The 18615-nt window shown below is 45.1% G+C and carries 21 protein-coding genes; 13 read left to right on the forward strand and 8 right to left on the reverse strand.

Annotated features, from left to right (window positions below; genetic code table 11):
- The first annotated feature begins 6 nt into the window (after nucleotides 1–6).
- Together groL and KI742_RS00690 are read left to right on the forward strand one after the other, a co-directional pair.
- Complete coding sequence (gene groL / locus KI742_RS00685; RefSeq protein WP_053304624.1) at nucleotides 7–1605, forward strand: chaperonin GroEL; 1599 nt, start codon at nucleotides 7–9, stop codon at nucleotides 1603–1605.
- Between the two features lie 105 nt (nucleotides 1606–1710).
- Complete coding sequence (locus KI742_RS00690; RefSeq protein WP_005373984.1) at nucleotides 1711–1920, forward strand: hypothetical protein; 210 nt, start codon at nucleotides 1711–1713, stop codon at nucleotides 1918–1920.
- 130 nt (nucleotides 1921–2050) lie between these two features.
- On the opposite strand, the gene KI742_RS00695 is transcribed toward KI742_RS00690, so the two are convergent.
- A complete protein-coding gene (locus tag KI742_RS00695) occupies nucleotides 2051–2662 on the reverse strand; it encodes a LysE family translocator (protein ID WP_017635118.1) in 612 nt (203 codons plus the stop codon).
- A gap of 109 nt (nucleotides 2663–2771) precedes the next feature.
- Here KI742_RS00695 and KI742_RS00700 point away from each other — a divergent pair, with 109 nt between their 5' ends.
- Nucleotides 2772–3662, forward strand: a complete 891-nt coding sequence (locus KI742_RS00700; protein WP_005388706.1) for a LysR family transcriptional regulator — start codon at nucleotides 2772–2774, stop codon at nucleotides 3660–3662.
- Nucleotides 3663–3721: 59 nt separating this feature from the next.
- On the forward strand, nucleotides 3722–4093 hold the full coding sequence (locus KI742_RS00705) for a VOC family protein (protein ID WP_005373979.1): 372 nt from the start codon (nucleotides 3722–3724) through the stop codon (nucleotides 4091–4093).
- 98 nt (nucleotides 4094–4191) lie between these two features.
- On the opposite strand, the gene KI742_RS00710 is transcribed toward KI742_RS00705, so the two are convergent.
- A complete protein-coding gene (locus KI742_RS00710) occupies nucleotides 4192–4413 on the reverse strand; it encodes a hypothetical protein (protein WP_017635120.1) in 222 nt (73 codons plus the stop codon).
- Between the two features lie 122 nt (nucleotides 4414–4535).
- Between KI742_RS00710 and KI742_RS00715 the strand changes: the two genes are divergently transcribed.
- On the forward strand, nucleotides 4536–5063 hold the full coding sequence (locus tag KI742_RS00715) for a TetR/AcrR family transcriptional regulator (protein WP_005373975.1): 528 nt from the start codon (nucleotides 4536–4538) through the stop codon (nucleotides 5061–5063).
- Nucleotides 5064–5107: 44 nt separating this feature from the next.
- Here KI742_RS00715 and KI742_RS00720 read toward each other — a convergent pair whose 3' ends face one another.
- Entirely contained in the window at nucleotides 5108–6058 is a 951-nt protein-coding gene (locus KI742_RS00720; RefSeq protein ID WP_005373973.1) for a helix-turn-helix domain-containing protein, read from the reverse strand.
- A gap of 184 nt (nucleotides 6059–6242) precedes the next feature.
- Between KI742_RS00720 and KI742_RS00725 the strand changes: the two genes are divergently transcribed.
- The 4 genes from KI742_RS00725 (at nucleotide 6243) to KI742_RS00740 (ending at nucleotide 11190) form a co-directional block, all read left to right on the forward strand.
- The gene (locus tag KI742_RS00725; protein ID WP_025768012.1) at nucleotides 6243–7655 is read left to right on the forward strand and encodes an ethanolamine ammonia-lyase subunit EutB; all 1413 of its coding nucleotides are present in this window, start codon (nucleotides 6243–6245) and stop codon (nucleotides 7653–7655) included.
- On the forward strand, nucleotides 7648–8532 hold the full coding sequence (gene eutC / locus KI742_RS00730; protein ID WP_205461100.1) for an ethanolamine ammonia-lyase subunit EutC: 885 nt from the start codon (nucleotides 7648–7650) through the stop codon (nucleotides 8530–8532). The genes KI742_RS00725 and eutC overlap by 8 nt, the downstream gene beginning before the upstream one ends.
- Nucleotides 8533–8543: 11 nt before the next feature.
- Complete coding sequence (gene eat / locus KI742_RS00735) at nucleotides 8544–9947, forward strand: ethanolamine permease (RefSeq protein ID WP_285384974.1); 1404 nt, start codon at nucleotides 8544–8546, stop codon at nucleotides 9945–9947.
- 187 nt (nucleotides 9948–10134) lie between these two features.
- On the forward strand, nucleotides 10135–11190 hold the full coding sequence (locus KI742_RS00740; protein ID WP_213899742.1) for a nitronate monooxygenase family protein: 1056 nt from the start codon (nucleotides 10135–10137) through the stop codon (nucleotides 11188–11190).
- Between the two features lie 38 nt (nucleotides 11191–11228).
- Here KI742_RS00740 and KI742_RS00745 read toward each other — a convergent pair whose 3' ends face one another.
- Nucleotides 11229–11708 carry a peptide-methionine (S)-S-oxide reductase gene (locus KI742_RS00745; protein WP_054701515.1) on the reverse strand — a complete coding sequence of 160 codons (480 nt, stop codon included), beginning with the start codon at nucleotides 11706–11708 and terminating at the stop codon, nucleotides 11229–11231.
- 217 nt (nucleotides 11709–11925) lie between these two features.
- On the opposite strand from KI742_RS00745, the gene KI742_RS00750 reads away from it, so the two are divergent.
- The gene (locus tag KI742_RS00750) at nucleotides 11926–12666 is read left to right on the forward strand and encodes a DNA-binding transcriptional regulator YciT (RefSeq protein WP_054865466.1); all 741 of its coding nucleotides are present in this window, start codon (nucleotides 11926–11928) and stop codon (nucleotides 12664–12666) included.
- Here KI742_RS00750 and KI742_RS00755 read toward each other — a convergent pair whose 3' ends face one another.
- From KI742_RS00755 to KI742_RS00770, 4 genes are all read right to left on the reverse strand, one after another.
- On the reverse strand, nucleotides 12667–13560 hold the full coding sequence (locus KI742_RS00755) for a DMT family transporter (RefSeq protein ID WP_005373960.1): 894 nt from the start codon (nucleotides 13558–13560) through the stop codon (nucleotides 12667–12669).
- 154 nt (nucleotides 13561–13714) lie between these two features.
- Nucleotides 13715–14071 (reverse strand): VOC family protein, encoded by a 357-nt coding sequence (locus KI742_RS00760; RefSeq protein WP_170890214.1) that lies wholly within the window; start codon nucleotides 14069–14071, stop codon nucleotides 13715–13717.
- A 29-nt stretch (nucleotides 14072–14100) separates the two neighbouring features.
- Nucleotides 14101–14754 (reverse strand): isochorismatase family protein, encoded by a 654-nt coding sequence (locus tag KI742_RS00765; protein ID WP_285384973.1) that lies wholly within the window; start codon nucleotides 14752–14754, stop codon nucleotides 14101–14103.
- A gap of 32 nt (nucleotides 14755–14786) precedes the next feature.
- Nucleotides 14787–15512 (reverse strand): NUDIX domain-containing protein, encoded by a 726-nt coding sequence (locus tag KI742_RS00770; RefSeq protein ID WP_005373953.1) that lies wholly within the window; start codon nucleotides 15510–15512, stop codon nucleotides 14787–14789.
- Nucleotides 15513–15809: 297 nt separating this feature from the next.
- Here KI742_RS00770 and pncB point away from each other — a divergent pair, with 297 nt between their 5' ends.
- The 3 genes from pncB to KI742_RS00785 all read left to right on the forward strand — a co-directional run bounded on the left by pncB (nucleotide 15810) and on the right by KI742_RS00785 (nucleotide 18533).
- The gene (pncB, locus tag KI742_RS00775) at nucleotides 15810–17120 is read left to right on the forward strand and encodes a nicotinate phosphoribosyltransferase (RefSeq protein WP_042523435.1); all 1311 of its coding nucleotides are present in this window, start codon (nucleotides 15810–15812) and stop codon (nucleotides 17118–17120) included.
- 320 nt (nucleotides 17121–17440) lie between these two features.
- Complete coding sequence (locus KI742_RS00780; protein WP_017819785.1) at nucleotides 17441–17800, forward strand: hypothetical protein; 360 nt, start codon at nucleotides 17441–17443, stop codon at nucleotides 17798–17800.
- A 214-nt stretch (nucleotides 17801–18014) separates the two neighbouring features.
- Nucleotides 18015–18533 (forward strand): glycine zipper 2TM domain-containing protein, encoded by a 519-nt coding sequence (locus KI742_RS00785; RefSeq protein ID WP_225496491.1) that lies wholly within the window; start codon nucleotides 18015–18017, stop codon nucleotides 18531–18533.
- Nucleotides 18534–18615: the final 82 nt, after the last annotated feature.

Raw genomic sequence — 18615 nt, forward strand, 5'->3', positions numbered from 1 at the left:
ATAACCATGGCTGCAAAAGACGTATTATTTGCTAATGACGCACGTCAAAAAATGCTGAAAGGTGTGAACTTACTGGCGGACGCAGTAAAAGTGACACTAGGCCCGAAAGGCCGCAACGTTGTGCTTGATAAATCTTACGGCGCGCCAACCATCACCAAAGATGGCGTGTCTGTAGCGAAAGAAATCGAACTGAAAGATAAGTTCGAAAACATGGGCGCACAAATGGTGAAACAAGTGGCGTCCAAAGCGAATGATGAAGCGGGGGACGGTACAACGACCGCTACCGTACTGGCGCAATCTTTCATCAATGAAGGTCTTAAAGCGGTAGCCTCTGGCATGAACCCAATGGACCTAAAACGTGGTATCGACAAAGCCACTGAAGCGGCGGTTGAGAAACTACGTGAAATGTCTAAGCCATGCAGCGACAAAGAATCCATTACCCAAGTGGGTAGCATTTCTGCAAACAGCGATCGCGCGATCGGTGAAATCATTGCAGAAGCGATGGAAAAAGTGGGTCGCAATGGCGTGATTACGGTTGAAGAAGGCCAAGGTCTAAACAACGAATTGTCTGTGGTTGAAGGTATGCAATTCGACCGCGGTTACTTGTCGCCATACTTCATCACTAACCAAGAAAATGGCAGCGTCGAGCTAGACAACCCTTACATCCTATTGGTGGACAAAAAAGTCAGCAGCATCCGCGAGCTATTGCCTGTACTAGAAGAAGTGGCGAAATCTTCTCGCTCGCTATTGATCATTGCTGAAGACATCGAAGGTGAAGCGCTAGCGACATTGGTTGTGAACAACATGCGCGGCATCGTGCGTGCGACCGCGGTGAAAGCGCCTGGCTTTGGTGACAACCGTAAAGCGATGATGGAAGACATTGCGGTACTAACTGCTGGTACGGTCATCTCTGAAGAAATCGGCCTAGAGCTCGAAAAAGCAACGTTAGAGCAACTAGGTAGTGCGAAGAAAGTGACCATCACCAAAGACACAACAACCATTGTGGGTGGCGCAGCAGAAGCAAGCGCGATTGCTGATCGTGTGGCTTCGATTGAAAAACAAATCGAAACAACCACCTCTCAATACGATAAAGACAAGCTTCAACAACGTGTTGCGAAGCTTTCTGGCGGCGTAGCGGTGATCAAGATCGGCGCTGCAACCGAAGTTGAGATGAAAGAGAAGAAAGATCGCGTGGACGATGCACTACACGCTACTCGCGCAGCGGTTGAAGAAGGTATTGTTGCTGGTGGTGGTGTTGCCCTAACTAAGATCGCGAAAGAATTGGCGGATCTAAAAGGCGACAATGATGACCAAAACGTGGGTATCCGAGTTGCGCTACGTGCAATGGAAGAGCCTCTTCGTCAAATCGCAACTAACGCAGGTGACGAAGCTTCTGTTGTGGCGAACGCTGTCAAAGCTGGTGATTCCGATTACGGTTACAACGCTGCAACAGGTGAATACGGCAACATGATCGAAATGGGCATCTTGGACCCTGCGAAAGTAACACGCTCAGCGCTTCAATTCGCTGCGTCTGTTGCTGGCTTGATGATCACCACTGAAGCGATGATCACCAACCACGTTGAAGACAAAGAACTTGATATCTAACGTCATCAACCGTTAGTGATTAAGTAAGCGTTAAAATAACAATAACATTGCAAAACCTAAGCGGGCTCGCTTGAGCCCGCTAATCAGTCATTTGAGGTAAGTGTTATGACCCGTTTACCTGCGTTTTCTTTCTCAATATCTGAGCCGGGCGGTAATGAAGCTTCGTCAACGTGGCCGACTGCTATTCACTTCCCCCTCGTTCCAGCTGGGCCAGAGTTTTCGATCGAAAATGCTCTGCCTAAACGTCCGACAGTGACGATATTCACTATCGATCTGTCTCAGTTATTTAAAGGGGACGCTCGGGTCATCCATTAACTGTATCGAAACAGCCAGCGCACGTTGGCTGTTTTTTCTAATTTAAAGTATTGATAATGTAGATTTTTATTTGATTACTGCCACTTGTTCAATGATCAATTTGAACTGGGGTAATCGGACCGCAAGCGCACTACACCTTTAAGCCTAGCATTGCGCCGAAAATGATTAATCCCGCCCCACATGCTTGATTGAGTCGATGCTTAATCTTCAACAAGAAAGCTTGTAGCTGGGATGACGTGAATAAAACAGCAACGATAGAAAACCAAATACCATGCAGCGCAATCATATAAATCCCGTAAAACAAGGCGATGTGTTGCTGACTAGAGTCGGGAGAAATCACTTGGCTAAAAATACTCAGAAAAAACAGCATCGTCTTGGGATTGAGTAAATTACACAGAAATCCCTGCATGAAAAATCGCCACATTGAATACTCGCTCTGTTGAATGGTTTCTGAGTTTGACGCAGGCTGCGAGGAGAATATTCCTTTAATCCCAAGGTAGACAAGATAAGCGGCCCCAAGATAGCGCACGAGATTAAACAACCATTCATTTTGTGAAATTAAGTAACTGATCCCTAGCATGGAGTAAGCGATGTGGATGCTGATCGCCATGCTGATACCAATCGCACTGTATACGCCTGCTTTTCGTCCTTGATTTAAGCTATTTCTTAATACCAAAACAAAGTCTGCGCCAGGGCTAATGACAATAAGCACACCTAATAACGCAAGAGTTACAAATTCCATATCGATTTCCTGTTTGAATGATGAAGTCTGGGATGTAGCGGAATTGTAGGCGTCTTTATTACTGACTATAATCGAAAAACATTCCCATATTGGTGAGAAAAACTCACAGATGCGTCACCTGAAATCTTTTTATGTCTTCCACGTTGCGGCGAGTTCTTCAAGCTACACTGAAGCGGCTGACAAACTGAACATTACTCACGGAGCCGTGAGTAAGCAGATCAAGCAACTTGAGCAATATCTGTCTCAACCTTTGTTCTTCAAAGAGGGCAGGAAAGTCGTGTTGACGGCGGAAGGCGAATTACTCAAGACATACACAGAAACGGCATTCCAAACGCTAGAAACAGGCGTGAATACGCTTATTCAAGAGAAGCATCAGCATCTTGAAGTGTCTTGTGAACCGACATTAACCATGCGCTGGTTGATGCCAAGGTTGGCCGCGTTTAATGATGAACACCGTGCTGATGTTCGTTTGTCGACGGCTGGTGGCCCGGTAACATTAGGATCAACTGGGCTTTCGATGGCGATTCGTCGAGACGATTTTGCGCAGCATCACGATTACGACAAAACCATTCTTGTGGAAGAGTGGGTGGGGCCGGTATTTTCTCCTGAGTATTGGCAATCCATTAAAGACAATTTGAAAGCAGCTCGATTGTTGAATAGCCAAACCAGACCGAATGCTTGGGCGGATTGGCAGCAATCAACACGTTGTGAAACTTTCAACGGCAACACTCAGCAATCATTCGCGCATTTTTATTTTTGCATACAAGCCGCAGTGGATGGCTTAGGCGTCGCAATGGGATCGTATCCTTTTGTCATGGACGATATTAAGCGTGGTAATTTGGTCGCACCATTTGGGTTTTCTCCATCAAGTTGCAATTACGTTTTATTGAGTCAAGATAAAAAGCGTACAGAACTCGAACATAAATTTATCACGTGGTTACAAACGCAAATGGCAGAGTGTGTGCCACTGTCATCACAGCAGATTACGCAAGGCGAATAGAAGGCATAGAGCGAGATTACGTCAGTCAGTTTTATGGAAAAAGGCTTAGGAAATTGGAAATGGAAAACCTCAATATTGTTGAAATCAAATCATTTGTTCCGGCGAAAGATTACGCGCTATCAAAACGCTTTTATGAGGCGATTGGCTTTGAAATGGCGTCGGACTTCGGTGATGTAGCATACTTCTCTCAAGGTAGCTGCGCGTTTCTTTTACAGAATTTTTATGAGCCAGAACACGGCAATAACTTCATGATGCACTTGCTCGTAGAAGACGCAGAAAGTTGGCATCAGCACTTATCCAAAGTGGGTCATGAGGAATTTGGTTCGCGTTTGACAGAGCTAGTCGAGCAACCTTGGGGCATGCGCGAATGTTGTTTGTTTGACCCTAGTGGCGTTTTATGGCGAATTGGCCAGAACATGAATACTGACTAAAGCCAGTCTTATTTTCACCGCATCTACGCGCAGGTATTGAGATCTCGATATCTGCGCGTTTTCTTTTTTACTTAGCCTTGCCAACGTTTGTAGCGCACTCACGCCTTTTTCGAGGTGGTGTGCGATGGGCTAACGCCAAAAAACTCCTCAAGCAGCATGGCTTTGAGTTCCGCTCTGACTTCTGCGCCACCGATTAACGCCAAAAGTGCGAGTCCTCCTGGAATAAGGATGACCATTAATATCGGTCTTAAAATATACGAAAAGCAGAAGATGGTCGGGAAGAAAATCAATCCTTGGCCTAGTTTGTTTAATACGTACATGAGCGATTCCTTTTGTTTTTATATAAAATGAGCATGCTCAATTTTATAAATGAGCGCGCTCAATTTGTCAATCTCAACCACGCAAGGTATGATCCTTTCAGGCTCATTAAGCAGACACATCAATGACGAAGCGACAACAAACCAGAGATAAAATTCTAAAAGCCGCATGGGCATCTTTTGCTCAAAATGGCTATGACATGACGACCACAAGGCAGATAGCGAGAGAAGCAGGAGTAGCCGATGGTACAGTGTTTAGCCATTTCCCGACTAAACTGTCGATTTTGCGCGAAGGGATGCTGGCGCAACTGCAACAGATCAGCCAAGAAACGCTAGTCAGTGTGGAAGGTAAAACCGATATCGACATTGGTTTGGCGCTGACGGAGAAATACTATCGCTACTATTTTGCGAACGTTGAGCTGAGCCGAGCTTTGTTGAAAGAAGTGATTTGGGATTTGGATTATTATCAGTCGTTTAACCAAGCTTTGTTTCAATCTGTAAACGGAAGCTCCGTCCTTGAGGGAAAAATACCGCTGATTTTTGACTGCTATTTTATGACGTTAATCTCGCACTTGAGCCGTGCAGAACCGGATGTTGAAGCGGCACTTGAAGAGCTTCATGCTAAGTTTCAGCAAATCATTGCGACTGCATAACATGGCCCCAACGCAGGATCTGAAAGAATATACTGCCTGTCATTTTATTTGCTGGGCTCCCATTTTCTCGTTTCAGTTGGCGTCTCACCAAATAGCCGCTTGTAGCTTTGACTGAACTGCCCGAGATGGAAAAAACCAAAGTCAAAAGCGATTTCTGCAATTGTTCGATTATCTTCAGGGCTTTGTAGCACTCTACGTACTTGATTCAGGCGCATTCGATGTATGAACTGCTTTGGGGAAGTATTACAGCAATGTTCAAAGGTGTACTGTAGTGTGCGACGACTGACGTGTACTGCGTCACACAGTTCACTGACGGTTATCGGTGTACGGTAGTCTAGATCCTGTAGCTGTTGTTTTATACGGTGCATCACGTGTTGACGATGAGAGATTGATATCGGATGGCTCGTGTGCAGTGAACTGAGTGAGAACAACTCCAGCACAATATCTTTTAAGATTGCTTGATGTGTGGTTTCAGACCATCTTGGCTCGGCGGAACCAAGTAACGTGCCTAAGTAGTATTTTAGTTGTTGAATGTGTTTTTCCGTCAAACCCGTTAAGTGTAATGTGTTGTTTTGGATACTCCCAAGCTCAAGTTGATTTTCTATGATGTGAACGAAGTTTTTGTCGAGCACTATTCCATAGATAGAAAACTGCTCCGGTGTCATTAACTCAAAATCAGCGCCACCTTGCCTAAGCAAAAGTTGGCTTGAATTAAACTGACTGTGATTTAGGTGTAGCGGCTTATTTTCCGCACTCAAACCCAACCAAATACCTCCCTCTTCAACCCTGCATTGCTGTCTTAGCGAGCGGTTACTGTCTTCACGAAACACATGGAAATTGGGAAATCGTCGTTCTCGAATTTGACCTAAAAATCGACCATCGCTGAGTTGGTCATATTCCTGTTGCCAGTTTATCAGACTCGCAGCTTGTTGGTTTGCATCCTTAGTGTGATGGATGCACAGCATTGGTGCAGTTTGGGGCATTTGGTTACTCATCCTTGTGATGCTCATTACTTTTTTGTGAGTCATGTTGGAGCAGTATTTACATAACTCATTGTTTATTATTGGTTTATAAATGTTGCCAGTTTTTGATAACGCTACGGAACACATTTGGCAATACTTTCTTAAAGCTTATTGATAGTTCAGCAAAAAGCGAACCAAATAGTGAAGAGGAAGAGCAATGACGGCAACTTATCGTCGGCAACAAGGAAGTAAAGTCTATACCTTTAAGTCATTAGCTGACTTGATGGCGAAAGCGACACCGGAGCGCTCAGGCGATGCGTTAGCCGGGGTTTGTGCTCAGTCAGCGGCAGAACGTGTAGTCGCACAAATGGCGCTGTCTGAGTTACCACTTAAAACGTTTCTTAACGAGGCGGTTATTCCATACGAAAGCGACGATATCACTCGCCTAATTATCGATACGCATGACCTTGAAGCCTTTAAGCCGATTGAGCACTTGACGGTCGGAGATTTTCGAAATTGGCTGCTGAGTGAAGAAGCCGATGGTGAAACGTTGGCTAAAATTCGTCAAGGTTTAACACCAGAAATGGTGGCCGCAGTCAGTAAGATTATGCGCAACCAGGATTTGATTCTCGTTGCTAAAAAATGCCAAGTTGTCACGGCTTTTCGGAATACGATAGGTTTGCCGAGTCGCCTGTCTACTCGCTTACAGCCGAATCATCCCACTGATTCTCTCAACGGTATCGCAGCGACCATTTTTGATGGTCTGATGTACGGAAATGGCGATGCGGTTATCGGTATCAATCCGGCAACAGATAATGTACCTCAAGCTATTAAGTTAATGAACTTAATGGATGAGGTGATTCAACACTATCAAATACCGACTCAGTCTTGTGTGTTAACTCATGTCACGAACACGATCGAAGCCATTGAAATGGGTGCACCAGTCGATCTCGTTTTTCAGTCGATAGGCGGCACGCAAGGGACGAATGATACCTTCGGAATCGACTTGTCGATTTTGAAAGAGGCCCATGAAGCCGCGTTGTCTTTGAATCGAGGTAGTGTAGGAAACAATGTGATGTATTTTGAAACCGGACAAGGTACAGCGCTGTCTGCGAATGCATTTCATGGGGTCGATCAGCAGACTTGTGAAGCCCGCGCTTATGCTGTCGCGAAACAGTTCGATCCTTTGTTGGTTAATACTGTCGTTGGGTTTATTGGCCCTGAGTATCTGTTTGATGGCAAACAGATCATTCGTGCTGGGCTTGAAGATCATTTCTGTGGGAAGTTGCTTGGTTTACCTATGGGTTGCGATATCTGTTACACCAATCATGCCTATGCCGATCAGAATGACATGGATAACTTGCTGACACTATTAGGTGTGGCCGAGTGCTCGTTCATCATGGGTATTCCAGGGTCTGATGACATCATGCTCAACTATCAAACTACCTCATTTCACGATGCCCTTTACGCAAGAAAAGTACTCGGTTTGAAGCCAGCACCAGAGTTTGAAAAATGGTTAATGGAGATGCAGATTTTCGAGAGCGTGCAAGACGTTCGGTTAAGTGAGCAAATCTCTCGCTCGTTTTCGGGAGCAATTAACCAACTGAATAAGGGGTATTCTCATGGGTAAAGTAATCACCATTGCTCAGTCCCCACAAGATGAGTCTGGAGTTGTCACACACAACCCTTGGGGCAAGTTACGCGACTTCACCTCTGCTCGGATCGCTCTGGGTCGCAGCGGAAACAGTGTACCAACCAACGAGTTACTCTCATTTCAGCTGGATCATGCCCAAGCTATGGATGCAGTGCATTGCAGTTTGAATATTGAGTCTCTCGTTGCTGGTTTGTCGGACTCTTACTCGATTCTTGAAAATACCTTAGAGCCTCCAGTGGTAGTGAGCAGCCAAGTGAGTGATCGGCTTATGTACCTGCAAAGGCCCGATTTAGGAAGGCAACTCGATGAATCTTCTTGGCAAACGCTCAACTTGATAGCAAATGAGCATAACACTGACATTGATCTTGCGATTGTTATTGCTGATGGACTTTCTTCCGTCGCAATTCAAAACCATGCCGTGCCTGTTGTTACTCGATTGATTTCTCTTTTAAGCGCTGATGATGAACATCAATGGAAATTCGCACCTATCACAGTCGTAAAGCAAGGAAGAGTAGCGGTAGGGGATGATGTTGGTGAATGTTTTAACGCCAAGGCCGTGCTGGTTTTAATTGGAGAGAGACCCGGTCTAACTTCTCCGGATAGCATGGGTATGTATCTCACTTGGGGGGCTAAACGAGGCTCTAAAGATTCCCAAAGAAACTGCATTTCCAATGTGCGTCCCCAGGGGCTCAACTATGACGATGCCTGTGAACGCGCATTTTACTTGCTCAAGGAGGCTCGAAAATTACAACTGTCAGGAGTGAATCTGAAAGATCGCTCAGATATCAATGAGCCAAGTGGCGCAAGCGTTGAAGATAAACACAGCGACAACTTTTTAATTTCATCAAAGTAGAAGGATTTACTATGTCTAAACATCAGGAGTACTTGGCCAAAAGGCAGCTAAAAAGAGGCACCGCAGGTTGGATTTTACTTGCGGGCTTAGGTGTCTCGTATGTTATATCTGGTGACTTCGCCGGTTGGAACTTTGGCATCGCTCAAGCAGGATGGGGAGGCTTTCTTATTGCTGCTATCGCGATGGCAGTAATGTATTTCACGCTAGTATTGTCTTTAGCTGAAATGTCTGCGGCTATTCCTGCTGCGGGTGGTGGTTACAGCTTCGCAAGACAGGCGATGGGGCCGACAGGCGGCTTTTTCACTGGCTTATCAGTTTTGATTGAATATGCGCTAGCGCCTGCTGCGATAGTGATTTTTATTGGCTCAGCAGTGAATGAATTGGTTGGTATCAATGGCCCTGTTGTTTACGCACTTTTCTACGCCGTCTTTATCGCTATTCATATGGCAGGGGTTGGCGAAGCTCTCAAAGTAATGATGGTCATCAGCGGTTTGGCTGTGCTAGCTATTCTCATTACTGCTGCTGTGCTTATTGGTCACTTTGACGTTAATAACTTATTCGATATTGCTCCGGCGACGGCTCAGGCAACAGAAATCTTGCCGTTTGGGTGGTATGGCGTATGGGCTGCGTTGCCATTTGCAATGTGGTTGTTTCTTGCGGTTGAAGGTGTGCCTTTAGCGGCAGAGGAGGCAAAAAATCCGGCAAAAGATGTTCCCAAAGGCATTATTGGTGCGATGCTGTTTTTATTGCTAACCGCAACTCTGGTAGTCGTCCTTTTGGCTGGTGCGGTTGGCTCAAAGGTCATAGGCGATAGCGCGGTGCCATTAGTTGACGCCCTAAAGCTTACGGGCAACTCAACGGTAGCAATGGCCGTGAACTTACTTGGATTGGCTGGCCTTATCGCTTCTTTCTTTTCAATCATTTATGGTTACAGTCGCTTGGTGTTTGCGCTTTCCCGCGCGGGTTATTTACCGCAAACTTTGTCATTAACCAGTGACAAAAAAGTGCCTTCTCGTGCGCTTTTGGTTCCGGGCGTTTTTGGGTTCTTGGTTTCACTTACGGGTGAGGGGGACTTAATCTTGGCGATGGCTGTTGTCGGTGCGACTGTATCGTACGCATTAATGTCCTTGAGCCATATTTTATTGCGAATTAAACAGCCGGAATTAACTCGTCCATATAAAACGCCTGGTGGGATAATTACTTCGAGTATTTCTCTGGTGCTTTCTTTGGTCGCAATGACAGGTGTTTATGCTTTTGATCCCTCAGCCTTTTTTATGACAATGGGATTGTTTCTTATCGGTGGTGTTTATTATGGGTTATACAGCCGCAACAAATTGGTGGCAGCAACCGCCGAGGAAGAGTTTGCCATGCTGTCTGTAGCAGAGCTAGAGCTTGAATCAGATGTCGTACGATAGTCACTTTGATTCTTTTTATTCAGCATATTAAGGGAGCCATAGGCTCCCTTTGTCATTTCTATCAAAAGTGCATAGCGCACAAATGCATCACTTTAACTTTATAAGTGTTTAATCATGTGAAAGTCTAGTCTGGATAACGATGGCGCAAATCCATCACAGGTAAAGGTTAAGTTTTCAAGGAAAGGTCATGATAAATAAGGTATTTAATACACTTTTGGGAACAGAGTTACCGATTATTCAAGCACCAATGGCCGGTGTGCAAGACAGCCAAATGACCATAGCCGTCAGTAATGTTGGCGGGCTTGGCTCGTTACCTTGTGGAATGCTGAACAAAGACGCCATCGTAAAAGAACTTCAACTTATCAAGCAGGCAACTAACCGACCGTTTAACCTCAATTTCTTTTGCCATGAAATGCCGGAGTATGACGGCAACAAGCACGAAAAGTGGCAAAAAACGCTGCAACCGTATTTTTCCGAGGTTGATGCAACCGTTCAGGCTCAGCCAAACGCTCCGACAAGGATGCCTTTCAATCATGATATTGCTGACGCGATTGAACCATTTGCACCGCCAGTGATCAGTTTCCACTTTGGTTTGCCAGACGATGATCTGTTAGCTCGAATTAGAGGGTGGGGAGGGAAGATCCTTTCGTCAGCGACCACGGTGGACGAAGCACTTTGGCTAGAAGCAAAGGGCGTTGACGGTATTATCGCCCAAGGCTTGGAGGCTGGTGGACACCGAGGTATGTTTTTATCGGATGATTTAACTACTCAATTAAGTTTGATGGCTTTATTACCACAAATCGCCAAACGGGTGAATTTGCCCGTTATTGCTGCAGGCGGAATCGCTGATAGAAGTGGGGTGGAAGCCGCGTTGAGATTAGGAGCGAGTGCCGTTCAAGTTGGCAGCGTCTATTTGTTGTGTGATGAGGCGAAAACATCGTCTTTACATCGATATGCCATTGCCAGTGAACGCGCGCAACATACCGCAGTGACCAATGTTTTCTCGGGCCGACCAGCGAGAGGCATTGTGAATCGCGCGATGTCGGAGCTAGGCTACATCAGTGAGTTTGCGCCGAAATTCCCATACGCCTCCATTGAAATGGCTCAACTAAGAGCGCTTATGGAAAAGCAAAACCGAGATGAATTCACACCGTTGTGGTGCGGACAAAACTCGTCGGGTTGTAAGGAAATATCGGCGGCAGAAATGACATTGTCATTAGTGGAAGGCATAGATTTAAACTGATATGCATCTTGCCTTTTAAAGCGATGCTGACTGAATGGTTACGAGTTATCCCTGTATTTATGTAGTAAATCTAATGGGATGTGGCAGTAATCATTCGGAAAGTTTGTGAGTCTGTCTTGGTGCTCATCATCACTTGGCACATAATTTGTGAGTGGCAGTACTTCTACGGCGATCTTGTCGGCGTCCGGTCGTGCTGCGATAAACGCTTTCGCGATGGTGAGATGCTGTTCGTTTTGGCTATAAACACCAGTACGGTACTTCTCACCTACGTCTTCACCTTGCTTGTTAACGCTGTAAGGGTCGATTATCTCAAACAAATACCCCATTAAAGTTTCAACCGAAACTTGCTCAGGGTCGAACTGGGTTTTCACGCACTCTGCGTAGCCATCGTATTCGGATTGAGTGTTATCCGTTGTGCCATTTGCTCGCCCGGCTTCTGTGTTGATTACGCCCGGAAGGTGGCGCATAAATTCTTGCACGCCCCAAAGGCAGCCGCCTGCGAAGTAAATTTCTTCCATTACTTTTATCCTAGTCTCTATCGTTGTTGGGATGTAGGGAGTTAACCCCTCTTCTTCCATCCCATTTTCGTTGCCCTATTATCTGTTGATGGGAGCGATATTCGCAAGGTACAGCTTGGCTAATCAGACCACGCGTTTTTTCCTTTTTACTTTCAAGTTCTTTTCATATGAAACATCAGGTGAGTATACTGTAAGCTCATCAATAAGGAGCGAACCTGTGAACCCAAGACAAAATGAAATCCTGCAATTAGTGAACGACCGTAAACGCGTTCAAGTCACAGAGCTTTCTGACATCATTGGCGTGTCGGGTGTGACCATCAGACAGGATTTGAACTTTCTGGAGCAACAGGGCTACCTAAAGCGCGTTCACGGCGCAGCTACCGCGTTGCAAAGTGATGACATTGATGCCCGCCTAGAAGTACGTTTCGATATTAAACAATCGCTCGCAAACCAAGCTGCGGATTTGGTCGCATCGAATGAGACAGTGCTGATTGAAGGAGGCAGTGCCAATGCGTTGTTGGCTCGGACTTTGGCTGAGCGCGGCGATGTGACCATCATTACGCCATCGGCGTATATCGCCCATCTCATCCGTAACACTTCTGCCAACATTATCTTGCTTGGTGGCGTGTATCAGCACCAAGGCGAGAGCTTGGTCGGACCGCTGACTAAGTTGTGTATTGAGAACATTCATTTCAGCACGGCCTTCTTGGGTATTGACGGCTTCCATCAAGACACTGGCTTTACTAGCCGCGACATGATGCGCGCTGAGATCGCAGAAACCATCATTGCGAAAAAAAGGCGCAATATTGTTCTAACGGATTCTAGTAAATTTGGGCAAATTTATCCCTCATCAATTGGTAAGACTGACGAAATATCAGTGCTGCTGACTGACAAAGCCGCTCCGAAAAGCGACCTTGAACAAATCAAAAAGCGAGGTGTGGAAGTTATATTAGGCTGATTAAGCCACGCTTCGTTTTCGCTTCGCGAGCATTGCTGTTGGGGAGAAACCGGTGACTAGCATAGTGCCGCTAAGCACTAGAATTGTTCCTATGATGGTGTTAGAGCCGACGGGCTCATCTAGCACCAAGTAGCCCCATAAGATACCAAAAACAGGAACAAGAAAAGTGACAGTCAGTGCTGACGCTGGGCCGATATCAGAAACTAAGCGGAAATAGAGCAAATAAGCGAACCCTGTGCATACAACGCCGAGCGTGACAACAGAGCTCCATTCGAAATGACTTGGTTCTGCACGCATTGGTAAGAATGGTAGCAGCGGCAGTACCCAAATAACCGCCGCCCACATGCTGCCGTGAGCATTGTCAAAAGCAGGTACTTGTGGCGCATTTTTAGTGTAGTTGGTAGCAATGCCATAGCTGAAAGAAGCCATCAAACTGGCGGCAATAGGGAGCATGGCTTCTTCACCTATGGTTGAAGTATCTAAGCCGACCAAGACTGCAACGCCTCCAATGCCTATTAGCATACCGAGAACAGATTTCGCTGTGAGTGGGCTGCGGTACCAAACAAAGCCAACTAGTGCTCCCCATATTGGGGCGGTTGAGTTCAATATTGCTAAAGTTGATGCATTCAGTGTCTGGGCTGCGTACGCAAAGAGTAAAAATGGAACTGCGCTATTGAATAAGCCAATAATAAAGAAGTGTTTAGTATGCGCAGTTAACGTGAGTTTCTTCTTCAAATATACGGCGATCAATAACAAAGCGACGGCGGCAAATGTAACTCGAAATTCGATTAAGTAAGCCGGCCCGAATGTGTTGGCGGCGACTCGCATAAACAGAAACGAGCCACCCCAAATAGCAGCGAGGCAGAGTAAGCGAAAAAAACTGACGGCAGTCATTTGACATCCTTGGTCGAGGTCTAGCGCCTCATCGATTAATTGTTGCGCTAACAGTGAATTAAACCAAGGATGAGGTCAACCAGAAATGTAATGCCAGTTCCGGATCTGGCTAGCTTGGGCTCACGTTGATGGTGTGTTGTTGATTTGTGATCACTTAATGGCTCTCTGACCATACTGCGAATTCATTTCCACTCGGTTCAGTGAAGTGGAATCGACAGCCGCCGGGGAATTCGAAAATAGGGCGGATAATTTTTCCACCATGCTGCTCTACTTTTGTCTGAGTGGCCTGAATGTCTGAGCTATAAAATACTAAAAGTGCGCCACCATTTGCGGTTTGGTTTATAAACTCAGATTTGAAGAATCCGCCATCCAACCCTTGTCCTGAAAATACAGAATATTCTGGACCATAATCGGTAAAGCTCCAGTCAAAAGCACGCTCAAAAAATTGTTTGGTCGCACTGACATTAGTGGAACCAAATTCAACGTAATTCAATTTTTCATGTTGATGCATGGTGAAATCCTTCTCGGTTACTATCGTTTCTAAGCGAACTTTTCTACGATGATGTCGTCCGCTTTTTCGACAAATAATGCGCCATTACCTCTGAGCTCTGTCAGCACATTCTCTACATTATCAGGCAGCACCGCACGAGTTGAAGCAAGATTAACTACCACATTGTAGCCAAGTTCCAGCGCTTGCATGACGGATTTTTTCACACAAAAGTCTAAGGCAAGGCCACCGATAACTAAGGTATCAATCCCGTTGAACTTTAGAAATTCATGCGCGCCTGTCGTTTTGGTGTCGGCAATGTCATGGAAAAAAATACCGTAAGGGTGCGCGTCAGGATCCATACCTTTATTAACTTGAAAATCATAGTCCAAAACAGGTGGTAAACCGTCTAAAAGTTCAGAACCTGTTGTGCCAAGCACACAGTGGCGGTTCCACTTTATATCCACATTCGGTAAACCAACGGGCTCAAGCATATTGGCTGGCGATTCTGCATCCCATTTTGCTTTCGGTGGGTGCAAGTCACGACTGACCAGTTTTAATCGGCCTTTGGCATGATTGTTCAAAAGTTCCGGTACGATTTCCAACGCACCTGCAACGGGCAGTTCATCTGGACATAACTCACTAAAGCCTTTCTCTGGATCAACGTCGATCACTGCTGTAGTTTGATAGTTTACTCGAACAGTCATGGCAGACTCCTTGTCTGTCTGATTGTCTGCGTTTATCCACGCAAACAGTTTTGAAAAAAGGTTACTTCGTCGCTAGTCAGCGTATATACCATTGCGGGTTTTCCACCTTTGCCTTTGTTGGTTGAAGCGACTTTATTAGTGGGTTTTAGTACGCCTGAATCTATCAAGCGGCGCTTAATCGTCATTCGGCTGATATCAATACCAAACTCTTGATAAGCAGAAATGATGTCCGCAACCAAAAACTCTTTGTCTAATGCAAACAAAAGAACCGATGTGTATTCAATGGATGCACGAAGCTTTTGCCACGCTTTTTCAATGGTTTTTTGATGATCAAATGCGAGGGTTTCTTCTCCATTGAGAATAGCCTGTAGCGAAAACCATTTAAGTTGGCATTCCGGTACACCTGCATTATTTATTTGCTCTACATTGTTACGATCAACTAAGGCGTAGTGCGTAATGTTTAAGCTCCAGTCTTCTGGATCGCGCTTTGGATCACCGTCGATAAATGCTTCGCTAAAATGGCGAGGGTAGGTATGGATTTTCTCACGGCAAATTCGGCGACGCGCCGCTTCAAAGTTTTCATCGGCCGGGCGTCCGCCTTCACTGGTTAAGTCTTTATCAAAGACAAATCCGCCCGGTAGTGCCCAGACTCCATGGTATGGCCGATTTGGATTTGAACGTTTAATCAACAACACTTCCAATCCCTTATCGGCACAGCCAGATAGCCTGAATGGAATAATGTCGACAGATACGATCATGGTTGGGTCCTAATATTGATTTGTAAGTAATCTAGCGCATAACAAGTGGTCAATCAATGGGTAAGTAACGAGTTGTTAGAAACGTTTTTGGTAGTGTTCGTAATACGGTTTGAGCATAAATTTACGGATGACTCTGACTTATTCACAATGCTTGCTCGAATTCTAGACAAAAAACCTTATAAAAATGAGTGGTTAGTAACAAAAGTTGACAAACTATAGATGGGTGTTTATTGTTTACGCAAATTAGTTAGTAACAAAAAGTTATATACCCAGGAAGGGCATGTAGAAGGGCACCTAATGACCACCAAACTATTTTCTTCCCGCATCATTCAAAGCGCTTTGGATTTCGATGTCTACAAAGTCAATATGATGAGCGCTGTAACAGCGCTTTACCCTGATGCGATGGTGTCATATAAGTTTATCGTGCGCAGTGAGGAAGACCTCTCTGAGCTTTTGCCCGAGGTAAAAGCCGAAGTCCTTAAACTGCAAGATATTCAATTTACGCAAGAAGAAATTGAATATATTAAGCGTGTCGCGCCTTACCTGAATCCTGACTTTGTTGATGCACTGCGCCATTTCCGTTTCAACCCACAAAGTGATGTCTCTTTCCATAATAAAGCCATGGCTGATGGCTCAAGCCAGTTAAGAATTACCATTAACGGTTTGTGGCGAGATACCATCTTGTACGAAACGATCATCATGAGCATCGTGTCTGAAGTTCGTAGCCGTCAGCGTTGGTCAGATATCCCTGTTGCGCAATTTACCACTGTTTTAGAAGAGAAAGTTCGGCACCTAAAGTCGGAACTAAAACGTCGTAACATCACTAACTTTAAATTTTCTGACATGTCGACGCGTCGACGTTTTTCCTTCCAAGCTCAGCGCACTATGCTGGAATATTTGTGCCAGGAAGTGCCGGAATGTTTGACAGGAACAAGCAACTATCACTTAGCAAAAGAGCTAAACTTGACGCCTATCGGCACCGTTGCTCATGAATGGTTTATGGGACACCAAGCTCTGGTGAATGTGCGAGATTCGCAAAAAGTGGCGTTGCAACGTTGGCAAAAAATGTTTAATGGTGCACTAGGTATTGCGTTAACCGATACGATTGGTATCGATGCTTTCCTTAAAGACTTTGATGAAGAACTAAGTAACGCGTACTTCGGTGTACGTCACGATAGTGGTTGCCCTTATAGCTGGGGTGAAAAAATGATTGCACACTACCAGTCGCTGAATATAGACCCATTAACAAAAACACTGGTGTTTACCGACGGACTTAACTTCGAACAAGCGTTAGATATTTGCGAGTATTTCCAAGGACGTATTCAGGTGAGTTTTGGTATCGGTACTTTTCTTGCCAATGATATGGGTGATTATGTCAATAAAGATGGTGAAGCCTACCAGCCACTTTCTATCGTGATAAAAATGGTCACGTGCAATGGTTCACCGGTCGCCAAAATCAGTGACGAACCTGAGAAAGCCATGTGTGAAGATATCTTCTTTTTGATGAATCTCAAGCGCCGCTTTGAACAACCTCTTGATTTAAATGAGTGTCGTAAAATGATCGATCGTTTAGAAACTGAAGGTCAAAATTATCTCATCGACGCGTAGGCGTTATCCTCTCTCCATGATAAGCACCCTCTATCGTTACGACAAATTTATATAGGTAAACGTGGAGGGTGTTTTCGTTATAGTAATATACAGAAGTAACCAGATACAGCGCAGGAAAGCACTCAAAAGTTGATGTGTTATCTGCCTTTGATTGGTGTAAATCGATACGTTACAGCATCGTGGACGGTGTATCTCATCCGACACTAAACTCAGTCTAATCACGTAGTTTATTCCCACGTACCATGAGCTCACTTGGGTATAGACGTCTATCTGCTTTTATGACTTTGGGCTTCACGTAGTTGCTTGAATCAGGAGTCAAAATGAACCTAGTAGTACATTTGCAAAAGAAAGCGATCCGAAAATATGGCTATGAGATGGCCACTCGCCAAGCATGGAGGTGTGGTATCAAGGCAAATCTTGTAAAGCGCGTGATTGGCCTTTTTAAAGGACAAATTGTTTGTGTGGTTGAAGGTTGCCGAGCAGAGTTTTCTTCTCCTCTTAATAACCCCCTTCACGAAGATGACAAGCAGGGGCGATATGTGTTTGTTGGCGGTGTATGCTGGGAACCAAATAACATTATAGCGCCTGGTTTCCCTGATTTTATGTTTATGCACGTGCGTAATCTAAGCCACCGTCATAAGTATTTAACGGATGACGAACTATTTTTGAGCTTGGCTTAAAAATAAATCTCATAGACTAGTCCAGCCCAATCATAATCAGTAGTGATACAGTTTTAGCTCTGTTGACATTCTGCTGAGTGTTTCTTGACGTACCTCTTATAAAACAGTGTTTCTTTACTTGTTAATAACAGAGGGTTTGTTTTCGTCTGATGTGATTTCCCTTTTGCGATTTACCATAACGCTCATCAAAGCAAACCATACTGGGATGTAAATCATGAATATGAAATCTATCGCAATTGCAACGGCAGTTGTTGCTGTACTAGCAGGCTGTAAAGACAAAACGCCACCAGCTCCAACTCAAGCAAACATTACTTTGGTTGAAGCGGTGACTGAAACGGTGAAAAAGCCGCACCAAGTATGTAAAGACGTGGTAGTAACCGAGCAAGTTGCCCCTGCGGATGACAATAAAATTATTGGTACGGTTGGTGGCGCAGCAGCTGGAGCAGCGCTGGGCAACCAAATCGGTGGTGGCTCAGGTAAAGTGATTGCAACTGCAGCTGGTACGATTGCTGGTGCACTGACAGGTCGTAAGATCCAGGAGAATGTGCAAAAAGGTGATGTAGTAACAACGACGAAAAAACAGTGTCATACAGAATATACGACATCTGATAAAGTAGTGGGTTACGACGTCACTTACGAAGTTTCAGGTACACCAACGACGGTTCGTTTGGCGAGCAAGCCAGCGACAAAAACGTTCCCAATTCAAGATGGTAACGTTGTTCTACCACAATAGTTAGCGACTTAACCGAAGCGATTAACAAGCCCTTTTATCTTTGAGATGAAAGGGTTTTTTCACATAAGCGGCGTTTTCATCT

It is taken from the genome of Vibrio sp. D417a (genome assembly GCF_030248595.1).
GTDB classification, from domain to species: Bacteria; Pseudomonadota; Gammaproteobacteria; order Enterobacterales; family Vibrionaceae; genus Vibrio; species Vibrio alginolyticus.